Genomic DNA, 16033 nt, shown 5'->3' with positions numbered 1-16033 from the left:
CCGTCCCTCCACCCTTCGACGACCTCAATAAGAGTCCATAAGATCTCTGTAGGCTCAGCACACCCCTTACTGCACAGCTCTGCCTCACGGCACTCCACACACGACCCCAGGACACCCGCCATGCCGCGACGCCGCACCTCAAGCTCGTCAAGCTCGACGGGAAGTACCACGGGAGCGACGGCCCCGAGGAATCGGACGCCGCAGCCGGTGAGGATCCGGCGGCGGTCGTTCGGGGACTTCGTCAAGGCGTTCTTCGCCTTTGTCGCGCTGGCCGTTCTGCTCGTCGGCGTGCCGGGCGCGCTGGCCACGCAGATCGGGTGGCCGTTGCCGAACGGGGTGCCGAGCTTCGACTGGCTGCAGCAAGAGATCACCGTTCAGACGTTCCTGAACATCCTCACCGTCGTGGTGTGGCTGGCGTGGGCGCAGTTCACCGCCTGCGTGCTCGTGGAGATGAAGGCCGCGCTGTCCGGTGTCGGCGTGCCGGGGCGCGTACCGGGCGCCGGGCCCAGTCAGTTGCTCGCGCGGCAGCTCGTCGCCGCGCTGCTGCTCGTCGGCGCCACGGCCGCCAGCTTCGCGCCCGGTCTTTCGCAGCTCGGGCAGACGTACGACGCCAACCAGAAGCCCACCGTCGCCTCGGCCCAGCAGACCCCGGGCGGTCTCTTCGCCCAGCAGCAGGGGCAGGCCGCCGACACCGCGTCCGCCCTCGCCGAGCAGGCCTCGCACGCCGCCTCGCACGCGGAGGCCGGCGGCAGCACCGCCAAGCAGGGCGACACGAAGTACTACCGGATCCAGCCGCCCGAGGGGCGTCACCACGACTCCCTGTGGGAGATAGCGGACCGGCACCTCGGTGACGGGCGTCGCTACAAGGAGATCTTCGAGCTCAACAAGGACCGCGTCCAGCCGGACGGTTCCAAGCTCTCCGAGGCCAGCCTCATCCGGCCCGGCTGGATCATGGAGATGCCGGGCGACGCGCGCGGCGGCGACCTCGTCGAGATGCCCGACGAGGCACCCAACGTGTCGCCCGACGTACAGCAGCAGATCAGCGACTACGCGCAGAGCGGCGATCACGCCCAGGGCGGAGGCGGCGCCCAGGGCGGAAGTGACCAGGCGCAGGGCGGCGGCGCCACCCAGGTGTCCGTCCCGGAGCAGCAGCGGCCCGCCCCGGACACCGGTCACCAGCAGGCCACCGCCGTTGACGCCGAGTCCGACAGCGCCTTCGGCCTGCCCGAGGCCCTGCTCACCGCTCCCCTGCTCGCCGCCGGTCTCCTCGGCGCCCTGGGGCGGCGGCGCCGGCAGGCGCTGTGGCAGTCGGCGTTCGGTGCCGTCGGCGGGCGGCGCGGCATGGAGCCGCCCACGCCGACCGGGGACGCCCAGGACGTCCAGGACGCGCTGCTCGTGGGCGCCGACCCCGAGGGCGTACGGCTGCTCGACCGGAGCCTGCGGGGGCTCGCCGCCTCCCTCGCCGAGGAGTCGCGCGCGCTGCCGGTCGTGTACGCGGCCTGGCTGAGCAACGGCGATCTGCACCTCCAGCTCGCCCAGCCCGCCGGGAAGCCGCCCGCCCCCTGGCAGCAGGGGCAGGACCAGACCTTCTGGATGCTGGCCAGGACCGACGCCGAGCGCTACGAGGACACCGACACGGCCGCGCCCTACCCCGGGCTCGTCAGCCTCGGCACCATGGACGACTCGCGGCTGCTGCTCAACCTGGAGGCGGTGCCCGGCATCGTCTCGCTGAGCGGCCGGGAGGCCGACCGGGCCGCCGTCTTCGCCTCCGTCGCCGCCGAGTTGGCGACCAACGGGTGGTCCGACCGCATGACCATCACGCTCGTCGGCTTCGGCGAGGACCTGACGCCGCTCGCCCCGAACCGGATCCGGCACCTCGAGGACATCGAGGCGCTCGTCGAGACCATGGAGGCCGAGACGCGGCAGCGGCGGGGCGCGCTGGGCGCGGCCGGGCACGACTCCGTGCTCACCGGCCGCACCGGGCCCGCCCAGCACACCCGCTGGGCCCCGCACCTCGTCCTGCTCGCCGCCCAGCCGTCCGCCGAGGACGCCGTCAAGCTCGCCGAACTCGCCGCCGACGCCGGGCGTCTCGGCATCGGCTACCTGGTCGGCACCGAGACCGGCGATCTGCCGGGAGCCGCCTGGGAGATGGAGGTCACCGGCCAGGGCAAGCTGCTCGCGCCCCTGCTCGGGCTCGAACTCGACGCCCAGCTGCTGCCCGCCGCCCAACAGCGCGCCGTGGTCGAGCTGTTCACCGACGCCGACCCCGAGCGCGAGACGAACGGGCCCGTCACCACCCCGCCGTTCCTCGTCGACATCAGCGAGCACGGGCGGCCGGCCGTCTACGCCCGTCTCGTCGGGCCGTACGAGATCATCGGCCTGGACACCCCGGACGGGGAGCGCAGCCCGCTGCTGCACGAGGCGCTCGCCCTGCTGCTCCTGCACCGCGAGGGCGTGCACCCGCGCGTGCTGGCCTCGGCGCTGTGGCCGCGCGGCGTCACCGACGACGTACGGGACGCGCTCCTGGACCGGCTGCGGGTGTGGCTCGGGGCCGACCCGGACGGCACGCGGCGTCTCGGCCGGGACGAGACGGGGCGGCTCACGCTCGCCAAGTCGGTCGTCTCCGACCTGGACGTGCTGCGCTCGCTCTACCACGAGGCCACGCAGGGCAAGGGCGTTGACAGCCGGGCCGTGCGCGGGCGGCTGCTCACCGACGCACTCGTGCTGGTGCGGGGGCCGCTGCTCGCCGACCGGCCCGAGGGCCGCTACCGGTGGCTCACCCACGAGATCGTCGACGCGCAGCTGCCGCTGCTGGTCGCGGACACCGGGCTCGCGCTGTGCGAGTTCCACATGGAGAGGGACCGTGCCGAGAAGGCCATCGAGGCTCTGAACGCGGCGCTGCGTACGGCTCCGTCCGACGAGCGGCTGTGGCACGAGCTGCTGCGCGCCACCCACGCCACGGGCGACACGTCCCAGCTCACCGCGCTCGCCACCGATCTCATCGGCCGCAGCGGGGCCCGGGGCCTGCCGCCGCGCACCGAGGCACTGCTCGACGAGCTGCTGCCGACCTGGCGCGACGCGATCGCCGCGGTGGGATGAACACCGGGCTGCTGATCATCGCCGCCGCGCTCTGGGGTGCGGCGGCGGGGTCGTTCCTGCCCCGCGCGGCCTATCGTTTCTCGGCCCCGGCGGGCGAGCCGTGGCGCGACAGCTGTCCCGGCGGGCATGCCCTCAGCGGGTGGCTGGGACGTGCCTCTTGCCCGCAGTGTGAGGAGGGGGCCGGATACGGGCCGCGTACGACCCCCCTGGTGATCGCCACCGCCCTCGTCTGCGCCGCCCTCGCCGCCGCCACCGGCACCCGCCCCGAGCTCGGTGTCTGGCTGCTGCTCGCCCCCGTCGGGGTCCTGCTGACGGCCGTCGACTTCCGGGTGCGGCGGCTGCCCGACCCGCTCACGCTCCCCTTCGCCGGGGCCGCGCTCGCCCTGCTCGGCCTGACCGCGCTCGTGCCCGAGCACGCGGGGGAGTGGACGACCTCCCTGCTCGGCTCGCTCGCGCTGGGCGGCGGCTACTTCGTGCTGTTCCTCATCAACCCCGCCGGCATGGGCTTCGGCGACGTCAAGCTCGCCCTGGGCACGGGGGCGGTCCTCGGCTGGTACGGATGGCCCACCGTGATGCTCGGCACCTTCGCCGGGTTCCTGCTGGGCGCGCTGTACGGCGGCGCCCTCGTCGTCGCGCGCCGAGCCGACCGCAAGACGGCGATCGCGTTCGGGCCGTTCCTGATCACCGGCGCCCTCCTGGGGCTGCTGGTGGGTGCCTACACGGCCTGACGTCCGGACCCCACCACCCGCCCCGGCGACGGCCTGACGTCCGGTCCGCACAACCCCTGGCGTACGCTGGCCTGGTCCGTCCACAACCCTTACGAAAGGGACGCCCGGTGACCGAGAAGGCCGACCTTCAGCCCATCCTCGACCGTGCAGCCGCCGGTGGGCGGATCACCCCGGACGAGGCGCTCGTGCTGTACCGCGACGCCCCGCTGCACGCGCTGGGCGCCGCCGCCGACGCCGTACGCCGCCGCCGGTACGCGGGGACCGAGCACATCGCGACGTACATCATCGAGCGCAACATCAACTACACGAACGTGTGCGTCACGGCGTGCAAGTTCTGCGCGTTCTACGCCCCGCCGAAGGCCAAGGACAAGGGCTGGACGCGCGACCTCGACGACATCCTGCGCCGGTGCGCGGAGACGGTCGAGCTGGGCGGCACCCAGATCATGTTCCAGGGCGGCCACCACCCGGACTACGGCGTCGAGTACTACGAGAAGCACTTCGCCGCCATCAAGCAGGCCTTCCCGCAGCTGGTCATCCACAGCCTGGGGGCGTCCGAGGTCGAGCACATGGCCAGGATTTCGAAGGTGTCGGTCGAGGAAGCCATCCAGCGCATCCACGCCGCCGGGCTCGACTCCTTCGCCGGTGCCGGTGCCGAGCTGCTGCCCGAGCGGCCCCGCAAGGCCATCGCCCCGCTGAAGGAGTCCGGCGAGCGCTGGCTGGAGATCATGGAGATCGCGCACGGACTGGGCGTGGAGTCGACGTCCACCATGCTGATGGGCACCGGCGAGACCAACGCCGAGCGCATCGAGCACCTGCGGATGATCCGGGACGTACAGGACCGCACGGGCGGCTTCCGCGCCTTCATCCCGTACACCTACCAGCCCGAGAACAACCATCTGAAGGGCCGTACGCAGGCCACGCTCTTCGAGTACCTGCGGATGATCGCCATCGCGCGGCTGTTCATGGACAACATCGCCCACATCCAGGGCTCCTGGCTGACCACGGGCAAGGAGGTCGGCCAGCTCTCCCTGCACTACGGCGCCGACGACCTCGGCTCGATCATGCTGGAGGAGAACGTGGTGTCGTCGGCCGGGGCGAAGCACCGCTCCAACCGGATGGAGATCATCGACCTGATCCGCAAGGCCGGGCGGGTGCCGGCCCAGCGGGCGACCACGTACGAGCACCTGGTCGTGCACGACGACCCGGCGAACGACCCCGCCGACGACCGTGTGGTCTCGCACTTCTCGTCCACGGCCATCGAGGGCGGCACGGCTCACCCCGAGCTCAAGCTGCTCGCCCCCAACTAGGGCGCGGCGGGGAAGCGTTGGAGACGATCCACACGGCGGAAGCCGTCCGCGTCACCTGGGACTCCGATCCCGTCAAGAACGGTGCCGTGGTCGTCGGACGGGACCGGATCGGTGCCGTCGGGAAACTCGACGATGTGCGCGGGGCGTTCCCGAAGGCCCGAGTGCGCAGCTGGCCCGGGACCCTCGGCCCCGCCCGCGTCCACGAGGGCCCGCTCCCGGACGCCCCGAGCCCGCGCGAACGCGTCCACGCGGTGCTGAAGCTCGGCGCGGTGGCGGTACTGGAGGAGTACGTCGACTCGGCGGAACTCCGGGCCGCCGCCGAGCGCAACGACGTCGTCGTCCTGCCGAGTGCCCGCCGCCCCGCCCTCGTCCCGACCGGCCGGGCCGACCTCGCGGTCTTCGACGAGGCGGGGGAGTGCGTCGCGACGGTGTGCGCGGGGCGGCTGGTGCACCGGCGGCGCTGAGCCGACGGTCCTTGAGGCCGCGTCAGCCCGTGAACTCCTCGGCGAACGCCCCCGAACTCTGCTTCACCCCACTGCAGTCGGTCGCCGGCTTGTCGGTCTTCGTCCCGTCCGCGCACTGCTGGTCACGGGCCGCCGACCACATCGACACCCACCCGATGCCCTTGCCCTCGGCGAAGGTTCGGACCTCGGCGGCGTCGGCGAGCGTGAAGGTCTCGCCGTCGACGTCGTTGACGCCGATCATCGAGGTGAGCGCCATGCCCCGCCAGGCGGTCGCGTCCGACGTGCCGAAGACCTTCTTCAGCTGGGTGTGCGAGGCCTTGGCGGCCGCGAGGGCGTAGCCGCCCATGTCGCCGTCGAACGAGGAGCCGTAGTTCATCGTCATCAGATTGACCGTGGCGACCTGGACGCCGTTGTCGTTGGCGGAGGCGAGGAGTGCCAGGCTGTCCTTGCCCAGTCCGGACGGCATGACGGGCAGGGTGAAGGAGACCTCCAGGTCCGTACGTTCCTTCTGGAGCAGCGCGATCGCCTTCGAACGCACCGCTATGGAGGCGGAGTCGGCCAGTTCGTCGCCCTCGATGTCGAAGTCGGCCCGGGTGGCACCGGCCGCGTCGAGGGCCTTGCCGTATGCCGCCGCCAGCTCCGACGCGCTGTCGCAGGCCGCCGCGAGCTCCTTGCCGGAGGCGCCGCCGAAGGAGACCCGGACCTGAGCGCTGTCCCCCTTCAGCTTGGCGATACGGGACTTCACCGCCGAGTCGCCGATGGCGTCCGTGCCGTTCCAGCGCGGAGTGCAGCCGCTGCCGCCGGCCAGCACGAACGCCAGGTTGTACGTCGTGGGAGAGCCCGCGGAGTCGGTGCTTGAGGCGTCTTTGGCGTCGACGTAGGGGGCGTACGCGGTGCCGGTGCCGGTGCCGGTGCCGGTGCCGGTGTCGGTATCGGACTCGGAGCCGGACCCGGCAGCGGACGAGGTGCTGGGCGCGGCCGACGCCGGGGGTGCCGGGCGGGCCGCCTCGCCCTGCTCGGAGCAGGCCGCGGTGGCCAGGGCGAGCAGACAGCCCAGTCCGACCGCCGCCCGCTTCCGGTGACTCCTCATAGCGCACGCTCCCGTTCTCGTGAGGTCGTAAAGGTCCAAACCCCTAGTACGTTTCCCGGCAGCAAACGTCTCACGATGATGGGCGCTCAGATCGAGTTCCGCAGGCGTTCCCGAAAACTCTCAGAGAAAGGACAGCTTCGGTCGTTTCTCATGGGTCTCTCACATCAGAACCCAAGTTTATGGCACATAAAGGCCGCCTAATGTCCGGGGAATGCATTCCGAGCCTGCCATCGAGAACCGCGTCACCCGCGGTCGCCGCCGCAAACGCGGCAACGAGTCCGCCGAAGGGCCCGTGTTCGTTGACAACTCCGGACGCCGGGCCCGGCTGCTGCGCCGGATCGGTCTCCTCCTGGGGGTCGTCTGCCTCGGGTACGCGACCGTGCTCGGCGCGGCCTTCATGGGCTGGGGCACCTCGCTCACACCGTCGCAGCTGCTGCCGTTCGCGGGCGCCGGGCCCGGCGGTGGCCGGCCGCAGGACGGAGGGCCGCAGGGCGACGGGCCGCAGGGCGACGGGCCGGGGGGCCCGGGCGCCACCCCGCCGAGCGGTGTCCCCTCGGCTCCGCCCCAGGTCACCGAAGACGGCACCGCCGGTTCCGCCACGTCCCCGTCCACCGCTTCCCCGTCGGCCACGTCCCCGTCTACCACCGCGTCCCCGTCGGCCTCCGCCGCCGCGGGCGCCAGCTGACCGGGGGCCGCCGTATGACCACGACCACCCCCTCCCGCGGCCGCCGCCGCGCCCCCTCCCGGATGGAGCGGGCCGCCGGCAAGGCCGCCGCGCTGCAGAAGCCGCGTGTCATCCTCGCCCTGCTGCTCCTGCTCGCGCTGGTCTGCGTGATGCTCCTCGACGGCTATCTGCGCGCCGAGGTCGGCGGCGACCAGCGCGTGCGCACCGGGGCCAGCTCCAGCGACGTACCGGACGACGTCCTGGACGGCGGGCCGATCGTCACCTTCCGCGGCGGACAGGCCACGACCGTCTCCGTCCCGGACAAGACGATCGCGCTCACCTTCGACGACGGACCCAACCCGACCTGGACGCCCCAGGTGCTGGCGATCCTCGAGAAGTACGACGTGCCCGCCACGTTCTTCCTGGTCGGCTCGATGGTGTCGCGCTACCCGGGCATCGTGTCGGACATGGTCGAACAGGGCCACGAGGTGGGGATCCACACCTTCACGCACGTCGACCTGTCGTACCAGAGCGACGCCCGCGTCCGGCGCGAGATGGAGCAGACCCAGCTCGCCCTGGCGGGCGCGGCCGGCATCACGACCACCCTGTTCCGGGCGCCGTACTCCTCGGAGACGGACGCCATCGACAACTACAGCTGGCCCGTCTACAAGAAGCTCGGCGAGGACGGCTACACCAGCGTCTTCGTCGACACCGACAGCGACGACTGGAGGCGCCCGGGCGCCTCGAAGATCGTCCAGTGGGCCACGCCGAAGAAGAACAAGGGCGCGTCGGTCCTCTTCCACGACGCGGGCGGCGAGCGCTCGCAGACGATCAAGGCGCTGCCGCAGTACATCGAGAAGATGCGGGCGAAGGGGTACACCTTCACCACCATCAGCGGCGTCATGGAACAGGGGCGCGGCACGGGGCAGCAGCCCGGAGCCGGGGGACCCCAGAGCACCGCGAACGGCCCTCAGGGCACCGCGAACAGCCTCCAGGCCGCCCACCGCGAGGCAACCGGCGCGATCCTCTACGAGGGCAAGGCCCTGGTCGCGGCCGTGGCGGTCGCCGAGTGGGCCGTGCCGACGCTGTCCGTCGGACTGATGGTGGTCGGCGTGGCCGTCATGGGCCGCTTCGGGATGATGCTCCTCCTCGCCCGCCGCCACTACCGCCGGCGCAACAGGCGCCGCTTCAGCTGGGGACCGACGGTCACCCGGCCGGTGAGCGTGATCGTCCCGGCGTACAACGAGAAGGAGTGCATCGCCAACACCCTCGCCTCGCTGGCGCGGAGCACGCACCCGATCGAGATCATCGTCGTGGACGACGGCTCCACGGACGGCACGGCCGAGATCGCCGAGTCCCTCGGCATGCCCAACGTGCGCGTCATCCGCCAGGCCAACGCGGGCAAGCCGGCCGCCCTCAACAACGGCGTACGGAACGCGGCTCACGACCTCGTCGTGATGATGGACGGCGACACCGTCTTCGAGCCGGACACCGTACGGCAGCTCGTCCAGCCCTTCGCCGACCCGGAGGTCGGCGCGGTCGCGGGCAACGCCAAGGTCGGCAACCGCACCACCCTCATCGGCGCCTGGCAGCACATCGAGTACGTGATGGGCTTCAACCTCGACCGGCGCATGTACGACCTGCTGCGCTGCATGCCGACCATCCCCGGCGCGATCGGCGCCTTCCGCCGCGAGGCGGTGCTCCAGGTCGGCGGCATGAGCGAGGACACACTCGCCGAGGACACCGACATCACCATCGCGATGCACCGGGCCGGCTGGCGGGTCGTCTACCAGGAGCACGCACGCGCCTGGACCGAGGCGCCGGGCTCCCTCAAGCAGCTGTGGTCCCAGCGCTACCGCTGGTCGTACGGCACCATGCAGGCGCTGTGGAAGCACCGCAAGTCGCTCACGGACAAGGGGCCTTCGGGGCGTTTCGGGCGGGTCGGCATGCCGCTGGTGGTGCTGTTCCAGATCGTCACGCCGGTCTTCGCGCCGCTCATCGACGTGTTCACGGCCTACTCGATGATCTTCATCGACTTCAAGGCGGCGCTGCTGGCCTGGTTCGCGGTGCTCGGGGTCCAGCTGGTCTGCGCGGCGTACGCCTTCCGCCTGGACCGCGAGAAGTACCGCTACCTGCTGATGATGCCGCTCCAGCAACTGGCCTACCGGCAGATGATGTACCTCGTCCTCATCCACTCCTGCGTCACCGCCCTCACCGGCGGCCGGCTGCGCTGGCAGAAGCTGAAGCGGACCGGCGAGGTCGGCACCCCGGCGGGGGCGGGCTGATGGGGGCGCACAGCAGGACGGCCGAGCGGGCACTCCCGGAGGCCGGCGCACGCGATGGCACCCCCGTGCGGGACCGCTACTTCGACACCCTGCGGGCCGTCGCCCTGGTCCGCGTCGTCACCTACCACACCTTCGGCTGGGCCTGGGCCGGGCTGGTCTTCCCCTCCATGGGGGTCATGTTCGCCCTGGCCGGGACCCTCATGGCGAGGTCCCTGCGGCGCCCCGCGCTCACGGTGATCAGGAGCCGCGTCCGCAGACTGCTGCCGCCCTTCTGGTTCTGGGGCGTGTTCGTGGTGGGCGCGATGCTGGTGCACGGCTGGATGCCGGGCTGGCAGATCGTCTACTGGGTGGTGCCGCTCGGCGACCCGCCGGGCAACGCCTGGGGCGAGCAGGCCTGGGAGATCCTCTGGTACCTGCGGACGTACCTGTGGTTCGTGCTGCTCTCCCCGCTCCTGCTGCGGCTCTTCCGGCTCGCTCCGGTCCCCGTGCTGCTGCTGTCCCTGGGCCCGGTCCTGGCCTTCCAGTTCGTGTGGCGGCCGCCGGACGACCGGCTCGGCGCCGCGCTGTGGGACCTGGCGACGTTCCTGTTCTGCTGGCTCCTCGGCTTCGCGCACCACGACGGCGTCCTGGCCCGGCTGAAGCCCGCCGCGCTGCTCCCGCTCGCGTCGGCCGCTCTCGCGTTCGGCGGCTGGTACGCCCTCGCGCACCAGGCCGAGTACGGCACGTACGACCTCGACGAGAACCCGCTCGCGCAGGCCTTCTGGTCGGCCGGATTCGTGACGCTGCTGATGTACGCCAAGGCCCGCTTCCGGACCGACCTCGCGGGACTCGCCCGGTTCCGGCGGCTGGACCGGCTCGTGACCGTCTTCAACGCCCGGGCCGTGACGCTCTACCTCTGGCACGAGATCGCCCTGGTCCTCGCCGTACCGCTGATCGACCGGCTCTGGGACGTGCCCGCGTTCGAGGCGTACCTGCCGCTGGACAGCCAGTGGTTCATGTTCGGGGTCGGCTGGGTGCTGATCGCGGTGTTCGTGCTGCTGTGCGGGTGGGTGGAGGACGTGGCGGCGCGCAGGCCGCCGCGGCTCCTGCCGTGAGGACCCTTCGAGGAACCCTGCGGGTGTGCTGCAAGAATGGGCGCGTGACCCGCGCATCCCTGGACAAGCAGCCGCACGAAGTCGCCTCGATGTTCGACGACGTGGCGGAACGGTACGACCTGACCAACGACGTGCTGTCCCTCGGCCAGGACCGGCGATGGCGCAAGGAGGTCGCCAAGGCGGTCGACGCGCGCCCGGCGCAGAAGGTCCTCGACCTGGCGGCGGGGACGGGCACCTCCTCGCTGCCCTTCGCGCAGACCGGTGCCTACGTCGTCCCGTGCGACTTCTCGCAGGGCATGCTCCAGGTCGGCAAGGAGCGCCGGCCCTGGCTGCCCTACACCGCCGGCGACGCGACGCGGCTCCCCTTCAAGGACGGCACCTTCGACGCCGTCACCATCTCCTTCGGGCTGCGCAACGTGCAGGACACGGACGCGGCCCTGCGGGAGATGCAGCGGGTGACCCGGCCCGGCGGGCGGATCGTGATCTGCGAGTTCTCGCACCCGACCTGGGCGCCGTTCCGCACGGTCTACACCGAGTACCTGATGCGCGCCCTGCCGCCGGTCGCCCGGGCCGTGTCCTCCAGCCCCGACGCCTACGTCTACCTCGCCGAGTCCATCCGCGCCTGGCCCGACCAGCCCGCGCTGGCCGAGCGGCTGGGCAAGGCCGGCTGGTCGCGGGTGGCCTGGCGCAACCTGAGCGGCGGGATCGTGGCCCTGCACCGGGGCTTCAAGGAGAGCTGATCCCTACAGGGCTCACGGGGAGCTGAGGACCATGTACGGGTCGCCCGGCTCGTCCAGCTCCCGTTGCAGGCCGCCCCTGGGCGGTCTCGGGATCCGCGGCTCGTGCACGCCTCCGCCGCCCTCGCCGGGACCGAAGTCGAACCACACGTAGACCATCGAGTCCCGCGGCACCTCGGCCTCGGGCTGCGGGTACTGGCGTACGACGTAGTCGACGACGGCGAGATGGAAGTCGGGCCGGTCCGGCGCGTTGAGGAACAGGCCCCGCGCCCGGGCCGTCTCGCGCGCGTCCACGGCCATCAGACCGACGAGACGCGGTACGCGCACTTCGGGTGCTTTGCGGGATATCTGCACAGATGTCACCCCCAGCGGTACAGGAAGGGTAACTCCGGTCCCGTACCGCCCGGAAGCGACGGATGTCTTTCTGTGACAGTCGACTACGCGGTGTGATGCCGTCGTCTCAGAGGTCGAGCCGGAAGCAGTGCCCCGCGCGCTCCGGGGTGGACGTCGTGAACGTCTCGGCGAGGCGCATTCCCAGCCGCCGTGTGACCGCGATGGACCGGCTGTTGCGGGCGTCGACCATCGCCACCACGCCCGGTACGCCGGCCGCCCGCATCCGCTCCAGCGTCTGCCGCGCGGCCGCGGTGACGTACCCCTTGCCCCAGTGCTCCCGGCCCAGGCGCCAGCCGATCTCGATCTCGCCCTTCGGCCCCCAGTCCCGCTCCCAGGGCTGCGCGCCCGTGAAGCCGATGACCTGTCCGGACCCGTCGAGCATGGTCCACAGGCAGTAGCCGCGCTCGGCGTCGTGCCTGCGCTGGCGTGCGGTGAGCTCCTCGTAGACCGACAGTTCGGCGGCCCTTCCGCCGTGGAACTCCATGACGTCCGGGTCGTCGAAGATCCGGTGCCAGACGAACGCGTCCTCGTGGGTGGGCACGCGCAGTCGCACGGCGGGGAGGGCTGGGTTCACGGAGGCATCCCTTCGGCAGGTGATCGATACCGCTGCATAGACTGCCCATGTCCTGTGCCGGCCGGCACACAGATTCCGAAGCTTGGGGAGATCCCGCCGTGACCGTCGTGACCGAGCCTCTCTCCGAGAACACCGCCGATGTGATCGTCGTGGGCGCGGGGCCGGCCGGCTCCACGACCGCCTACCACCTCGCCAAGGCGGGACTCGACGTCCTCCTGCTGGAGAAGACCGCGTTCCCGCGCGAGAAGGTCTGCGGCGACGGCCTCACCCCGCGCGCCGTGAAACAGCTCGTGGCGATGGGCATCGACATCTCGGAGGAGGCCGGCTGGCTGCGCAACAAGGGCCTGCGGATCATCGGCGGCGGAGTGCGCCTCCAGCTCGACTGGCCGGATCTCGCCTCCTTCCCCGACTACGGCCTCGTCCGCAAGCGCGACGACTTCGACGACCAGCTCGCCCGGCAGGCCCAGAAGGCGGGCGCCCGGCTGTTCGAGCGCTGCAACGTCGGCGCCCCGGTCATCGACGACCGCACCGGCCGGATCACCGGCGTGCACGCCAAGCTCGGTGAGGACAAGCGCGAAGTCACCTTCCACGCGCCGCTCGTCGTCGCCGCCGACGGCAACTCCACCCGGCTGTCCCTCGCGATGGGCCTGCACCGCCGCGAGGACCGCCCGATGGGCGTGGCCGTACGGACGTACTTCGAGAGCCCCCGCCACGAGGACGACTACCTGGAGTCCTGGCTGGAGCTCTGGGACCGCCGGGGCCCGGGGGAGGACCGGCTCCTGCCCGGCTACGGCTGGATCTTCGGCATGGGCGACGGCACCTCCAACGTCGGCCTGGGCGTGCTCAACACCTCCGACTCCTTCAAGGAGCTGGACTGGCGCGAGGTCCTGAAGGCCTGGTGCGCGTCCATGCCGGAGGACTGGGGCTACACCCCCGACCACATGACCGGCCCGATCCGCGGGGCGGCGCTCCCGATGGCCTTCAACCGCCAGCCGCACTACACCAAGGGCCTGCTGCTCGTCGGTGACGCCGGCGGCCTGGTGAACCCCTTCAACGGCGAGGGCATCGCCTACGCCATGGAGTCCGGCCAGATCGCCGCCGACGTCATCGTCCAGGCCCACGCCCGCCCGACCCCCGCGGGGCGTGAACTCGCCCTCCAGCGCTACCCGCGGGTCCTGAAGGACACGTACGGCGGCTACTACACACTCGGCCGTGCCTTCGTGAAGCTCATCGGCAATCCGAAGGTCATGCAGATCGCGGCCCAGCGCGGCCTCACGCACCCGCTGCTGATGAAGTTCACGCTCAAGCTCCTCGCGAACCTCACGGACCCGACCGGCGGCGACGCGATGGACCGCATCATCAACGGGCTGAGCAAGGTGGCCCCGAAGGCCTGATCACGCACGCGGCGCCGGGCCCGGTCGGGCCCGAGCGCCTCGACGCAGTCGGCCGGCGCGCGGGGAGAAGGCCCCAGAAGCCACTCGGGGCACCCCTGCGACCGGCTCGGGCCGGTTTCGAGGTCCGGGGACCTCCGAGCGCGGGCAGGCTGGGAGAACGCCGTCAGGGCGGCAGGAGAGGGCACGCGTGCCACGGGGGAGGGCCGCTGCCTCCGAGAGGCAGCGGCCCTCAAGCCCGTACGCGTGAGATCAGACGACCCGGAGGACGACGACTCAGAGGACGCGTACCGCGCCCGACGCCGGGTAACCCGACAGGTCCTGGATGACGACGCCCTTGGACGGGTTGGCCGCGTCCAGGTACTGGCCGTCTCCGATGTAGACACCCACGTGGTACGCGGAGCCCTTGCCACCCCAGTAGAGGATGTCGCCGACCTGGACGTTGGACAGCGACACGTCCGTGCCGGCCATCGACTGGTCCTGCGAGACGCGCGGCAGGTCCACACCAACCTGCTTGTACGCGGCCTGCACGAGGGAGGAGCAGTCCCAGGCGCTGGGACCGGTGGCGCCCATGACGTAGGCGTCGCCCACCTGTGCCTTGAGGAAGGCGACGACGGTCGCGACGCTGCCGCTGGAGGGCGCCGACACCGACGTGGAGGCAGACGTGGAGGCCGACGCGGAGGCGGAGAGGGTGGCGCGCTCGGAGTTGCGCGTGGCGCGCTCGGCGGCGGCCTTGCGGGCTTCCTCGGCGGCCTTCTTCTTGGCCTCCGCCTTCTTCTTCGCCTCGGCGAGGTCCTTCTTGGCCTCAGTGGCGGCCTTGGCGGCGGCGGCGTCACGCTCGGCGCGCAGCTCGTAGTTCGCGGCCGCCTGCTGGGTGGCGGCAGCGGACTGGGCGACCTGAGTGGACATGTCGGCCGTCAGGGTGGGCAGTTCGATGGTCTGCGTCACCGGCTCGGCGGCGCTCGCCGAGGCCGACGCACCCGCCGCTGCCAGGCTGAGGATGCCACCGGTGACTCCGGCACGCACGGCGATCGTCGAGGTCGCACTGCGGCGGGGTTTCCGGTGGCTGCGTATGTGAGCGGTGTGGGACATGGGAACAACCGGTACCAGGGGCTCCTTCATATCTTCAAGAAACGTGTGCTGCGCCACAGTTGTTCAATCGGCCCCTCAAAACCCCCGTTCGAGCCCCTTTATTGACGCCGTAACGGACATTGCGGGCGCACTGTGACTGGCCTGTGATCACGGCCTTTGATCAATACGCCCGAATTGCCCCGCGCCTACCACCGGTTGGTTTGATTGGCCAAGCCCCGTTCTCATGGGTCTCTCATCGATGTGACGGAGGTCACGGAACGGTCGGCTCGGCTGTCGCGTCGCGCGCCGTAGATCACGGCTCGGTCACGACCTCGCGAAGATCGTGAACGCGTGCACGCGTCCACACCCCGCCTCTCGTGCCCCCTGATGTGTGAACGCGCCACTATCAAGAGATCGAGTCCCTCGCCAATTTGCATGCAAGAGAACTCTCTTGATATTGAGACGCCCCCTCCGGCCTGCGCTGACGAGCCAAAATGTCACCTCTCGTGATCACTCGGACGCTTCGCGTGTGAAGATCACCGCTCATCCGACTTCATGATCGATCGTCAGGTGGTGGAGATCACAAAGGTTGTGTAATACCCCGTGTCGCAGATCACAGAGCGACGGGCATAAGATGCACGCGGTTGGGCTTGTGACCTGCTTCACATGTTCCCGATCTTCGCCGGGGCGGGCGGGGTTCGCGGGACGGACGGGGCGGAAGTGAGCCCGATGCAAACCGCCAGCAGTCAGTGCCGACTGAGAGGAGCGAGGAGCGGTGAACGCGTATGCGCCCATCCTCGTACTGGGAGCCCTCGGGGCAGGCTTTGCGATCTTCTCCGTGGTCATGGCCACGTTGATCGGGCCGAAGCGGTACAACCGGGCCAAGCTCGAGGCCTACGAGTGCGGGATCGAGCCGACCCCCACGCCGGCCGGCGGCGGGCGCTTCCCCATCAAGTACTACCTGACGGCGATGCTCTTCATCATTTTCGATATCGAGATCGTCTTCCTCTACCCCTGGGCCGTCACCTTCGACGCCCTGGGGATTTTCGGGCTCGTGGAGATGCTGCTCTTCGTGCTCACCGTCTTCGTCGCGTACGCGTACGTATGGCGGCGCGGCGGCCTGGAATGGGACTGAG

At 71.0% G+C, this 16033-nt stretch carries 14 protein-coding genes; 10 read left to right on the top strand and 4 right to left on the bottom strand.

The genetic code is table 11. The features are described from left to right. Positions 1–120 precede the first annotated feature (120 nt). The 4 genes from ACZ6I3_RS28710 to ACZ6I3_RS28695 all read left to right on the top strand — a co-directional run bounded on the left by ACZ6I3_RS28710 (position 121) and on the right by ACZ6I3_RS28695 (position 5598). Entirely contained in the window at positions 121–3099 is a 2979-nt protein-coding gene (locus ACZ6I3_RS28710) for a BTAD domain-containing putative transcriptional regulator (protein ID WP_469418494.1), read from the top strand. After that, positions 3096–3827 carry a prepilin peptidase gene (locus tag ACZ6I3_RS28705; protein WP_469418493.1) on the top strand — a complete coding sequence of 244 codons (732 nt, stop codon included), beginning with the start codon at positions 3096–3098 and terminating at the stop codon, positions 3825–3827. Before ACZ6I3_RS28710 ends, ACZ6I3_RS28705 begins: the two co-directional genes overlap by 4 nt. A gap of 107 nt (positions 3828–3934) precedes the next feature. Beyond that, positions 3935–5134 (top strand): cyclic dehypoxanthinyl futalosine synthase, encoded by a 1200-nt coding sequence (gene mqnC / locus ACZ6I3_RS28700; RefSeq protein WP_468186648.1) that lies wholly within the window; start codon positions 3935–3937, stop codon positions 5132–5134. Between the two features lie 17 nt (positions 5135–5151). Beyond that, positions 5152–5598, top strand: coding sequence for a hypothetical protein (locus ACZ6I3_RS28695; protein ID WP_469418492.1), 447 nt, complete (start codon positions 5152–5154; stop codon positions 5596–5598). Positions 5599–5620: 22 nt separating this feature from the next. On the opposite strand, the gene ACZ6I3_RS28690 is transcribed toward ACZ6I3_RS28695, so the two are convergent. Beyond that, the gene (locus tag ACZ6I3_RS28690; RefSeq protein ID WP_469418491.1) at positions 5621–6688 is read right to left on the bottom strand and encodes a chitinase; all 1068 of its coding nucleotides are present in this window, start codon (positions 6686–6688) and stop codon (positions 5621–5623) included. Between the two features lie 211 nt (positions 6689–6899). Between ACZ6I3_RS28690 and ACZ6I3_RS28685 the strand changes: the two genes are divergently transcribed. The 4 genes from ACZ6I3_RS28685 to ACZ6I3_RS28670 are packed head-to-tail and all read left to right on the top strand — an operon-like array spanning position 6900 to position 11471. Next, on the top strand, positions 6900–7373 hold the full coding sequence (locus ACZ6I3_RS28685) for a hypothetical protein (RefSeq protein ID WP_469418490.1): 474 nt from the start codon (positions 6900–6902) through the stop codon (positions 7371–7373). A 14-nt stretch (positions 7374–7387) separates the two neighbouring features. Continuing rightward, complete coding sequence (locus ACZ6I3_RS28680) at positions 7388–9637, top strand: bifunctional polysaccharide deacetylase/glycosyltransferase family 2 protein (protein ID WP_469418489.1); 2250 nt, start codon at positions 7388–7390, stop codon at positions 9635–9637. Continuing rightward, a complete protein-coding gene (locus ACZ6I3_RS28675; protein ID WP_469418487.1) occupies positions 9637–10731 on the top strand; it encodes an acyltransferase family protein in 1095 nt (364 codons plus the stop codon). The genes ACZ6I3_RS28680 and ACZ6I3_RS28675 overlap by 1 nt, the downstream gene beginning before the upstream one ends. A 44-nt stretch (positions 10732–10775) precedes the next feature. After that, the gene (locus ACZ6I3_RS28670; protein ID WP_469418485.1) at positions 10776–11471 is read left to right on the top strand and encodes a demethylmenaquinone methyltransferase; all 696 of its coding nucleotides are present in this window, start codon (positions 10776–10778) and stop codon (positions 11469–11471) included. A gap of 12 nt (positions 11472–11483) precedes the next feature. On the opposite strand, the gene ACZ6I3_RS28665 is transcribed toward ACZ6I3_RS28670, so the two are convergent. Both ACZ6I3_RS28665 and ACZ6I3_RS28660 read right to left on the bottom strand, forming a co-directional pair. Further along, positions 11484–11795, bottom strand: a complete 312-nt coding sequence (locus tag ACZ6I3_RS28665; RefSeq protein ID WP_189728562.1) for a PASTA domain-containing protein — start codon at positions 11793–11795, stop codon at positions 11484–11486. A gap of 133 nt (positions 11796–11928) precedes the next feature. Next, positions 11929–12435 (bottom strand): GNAT family N-acetyltransferase, encoded by a 507-nt coding sequence (locus tag ACZ6I3_RS28660; RefSeq protein WP_469418483.1) that lies wholly within the window; start codon positions 12433–12435, stop codon positions 11929–11931. Between the two features lie 98 nt (positions 12436–12533). On the opposite strand from ACZ6I3_RS28660, the gene ACZ6I3_RS28655 reads away from it, so the two are divergent. Beyond that, positions 12534–13829: a geranylgeranyl reductase family protein gene (locus ACZ6I3_RS28655; RefSeq protein ID WP_469418482.1), complete on the top strand. Its 1296-nt coding sequence runs from the start codon at positions 12534–12536 to the stop codon at positions 13827–13829. Positions 13830–14102: 273 nt separating this feature from the next. Here ACZ6I3_RS28655 and ACZ6I3_RS28650 read toward each other — a convergent pair whose 3' ends face one another. Further along, positions 14103–14948 (bottom strand): C40 family peptidase, encoded by an 846-nt coding sequence (locus ACZ6I3_RS28650; protein ID WP_469418480.1) that lies wholly within the window; start codon positions 14946–14948, stop codon positions 14103–14105. A gap of 724 nt (positions 14949–15672) precedes the next feature. Here ACZ6I3_RS28650 and ACZ6I3_RS28645 point away from each other — a divergent pair. Beyond that, positions 15673–16032 carry an NADH-quinone oxidoreductase subunit A gene (locus tag ACZ6I3_RS28645; RefSeq protein ID WP_003974383.1) on the top strand — a complete coding sequence of 120 codons (360 nt, stop codon included), beginning with the start codon at positions 15673–15675 and terminating at the stop codon, positions 16030–16032. Position 16033: the final 1 nt, after the last annotated feature.

The organism is Streptomyces sp. NPDC041940 (genome assembly GCF_055589465.1).
This window is presented reverse-complemented; position numbering and strand designations above follow the sequence as displayed.

Bases quoted from the DNA above. Each gene is read 5' to 3' on its own strand.
- ACZ6I3_RS28710 (WP_469418494.1), top strand. From the start codon at position 121: ATGCCGCGACGCCGCACCTCAAGCTCGTCAAGCTCGACGGGAAGTACC.
- ACZ6I3_RS28705 (WP_469418493.1), top strand. From the start codon at position 3,096: ATGAACACCGGGCTGCTGATCATCGCCGCCGCGCTCTGGGGTGCGGCG.
- ACZ6I3_RS28675 (WP_469418487.1), top strand. From the start codon at position 9,637: ATGGGGGCGCACAGCAGGACGGCCGAGCGGGCACTCCCGGAGGCCGGC.
- ACZ6I3_RS28685 (WP_469418490.1), top strand. From the start codon at position 6,900: ATGCATTCCGAGCCTGCCATCGAGAACCGCGTCACCCGCGGTCGCCGC.
- ACZ6I3_RS28690 (WP_469418491.1), bottom strand. From the start codon at position 6,688: ATGAGGAGTCACCGGAAGCGGGCGGCGGTCGGACTGGGCTGTCTGCTC.
- ACZ6I3_RS28650 (WP_469418480.1), bottom strand. From the start codon at position 14,948: ATGAAGGAGCCCCTGGTACCGGTTGTTCCCATGTCCCACACCGCTCAC.
- ACZ6I3_RS28680 (WP_469418489.1), top strand. From the start codon at position 7,388: ATGACCACGACCACCCCCTCCCGCGGCCGCCGCCGCGCCCCCTCCCGG.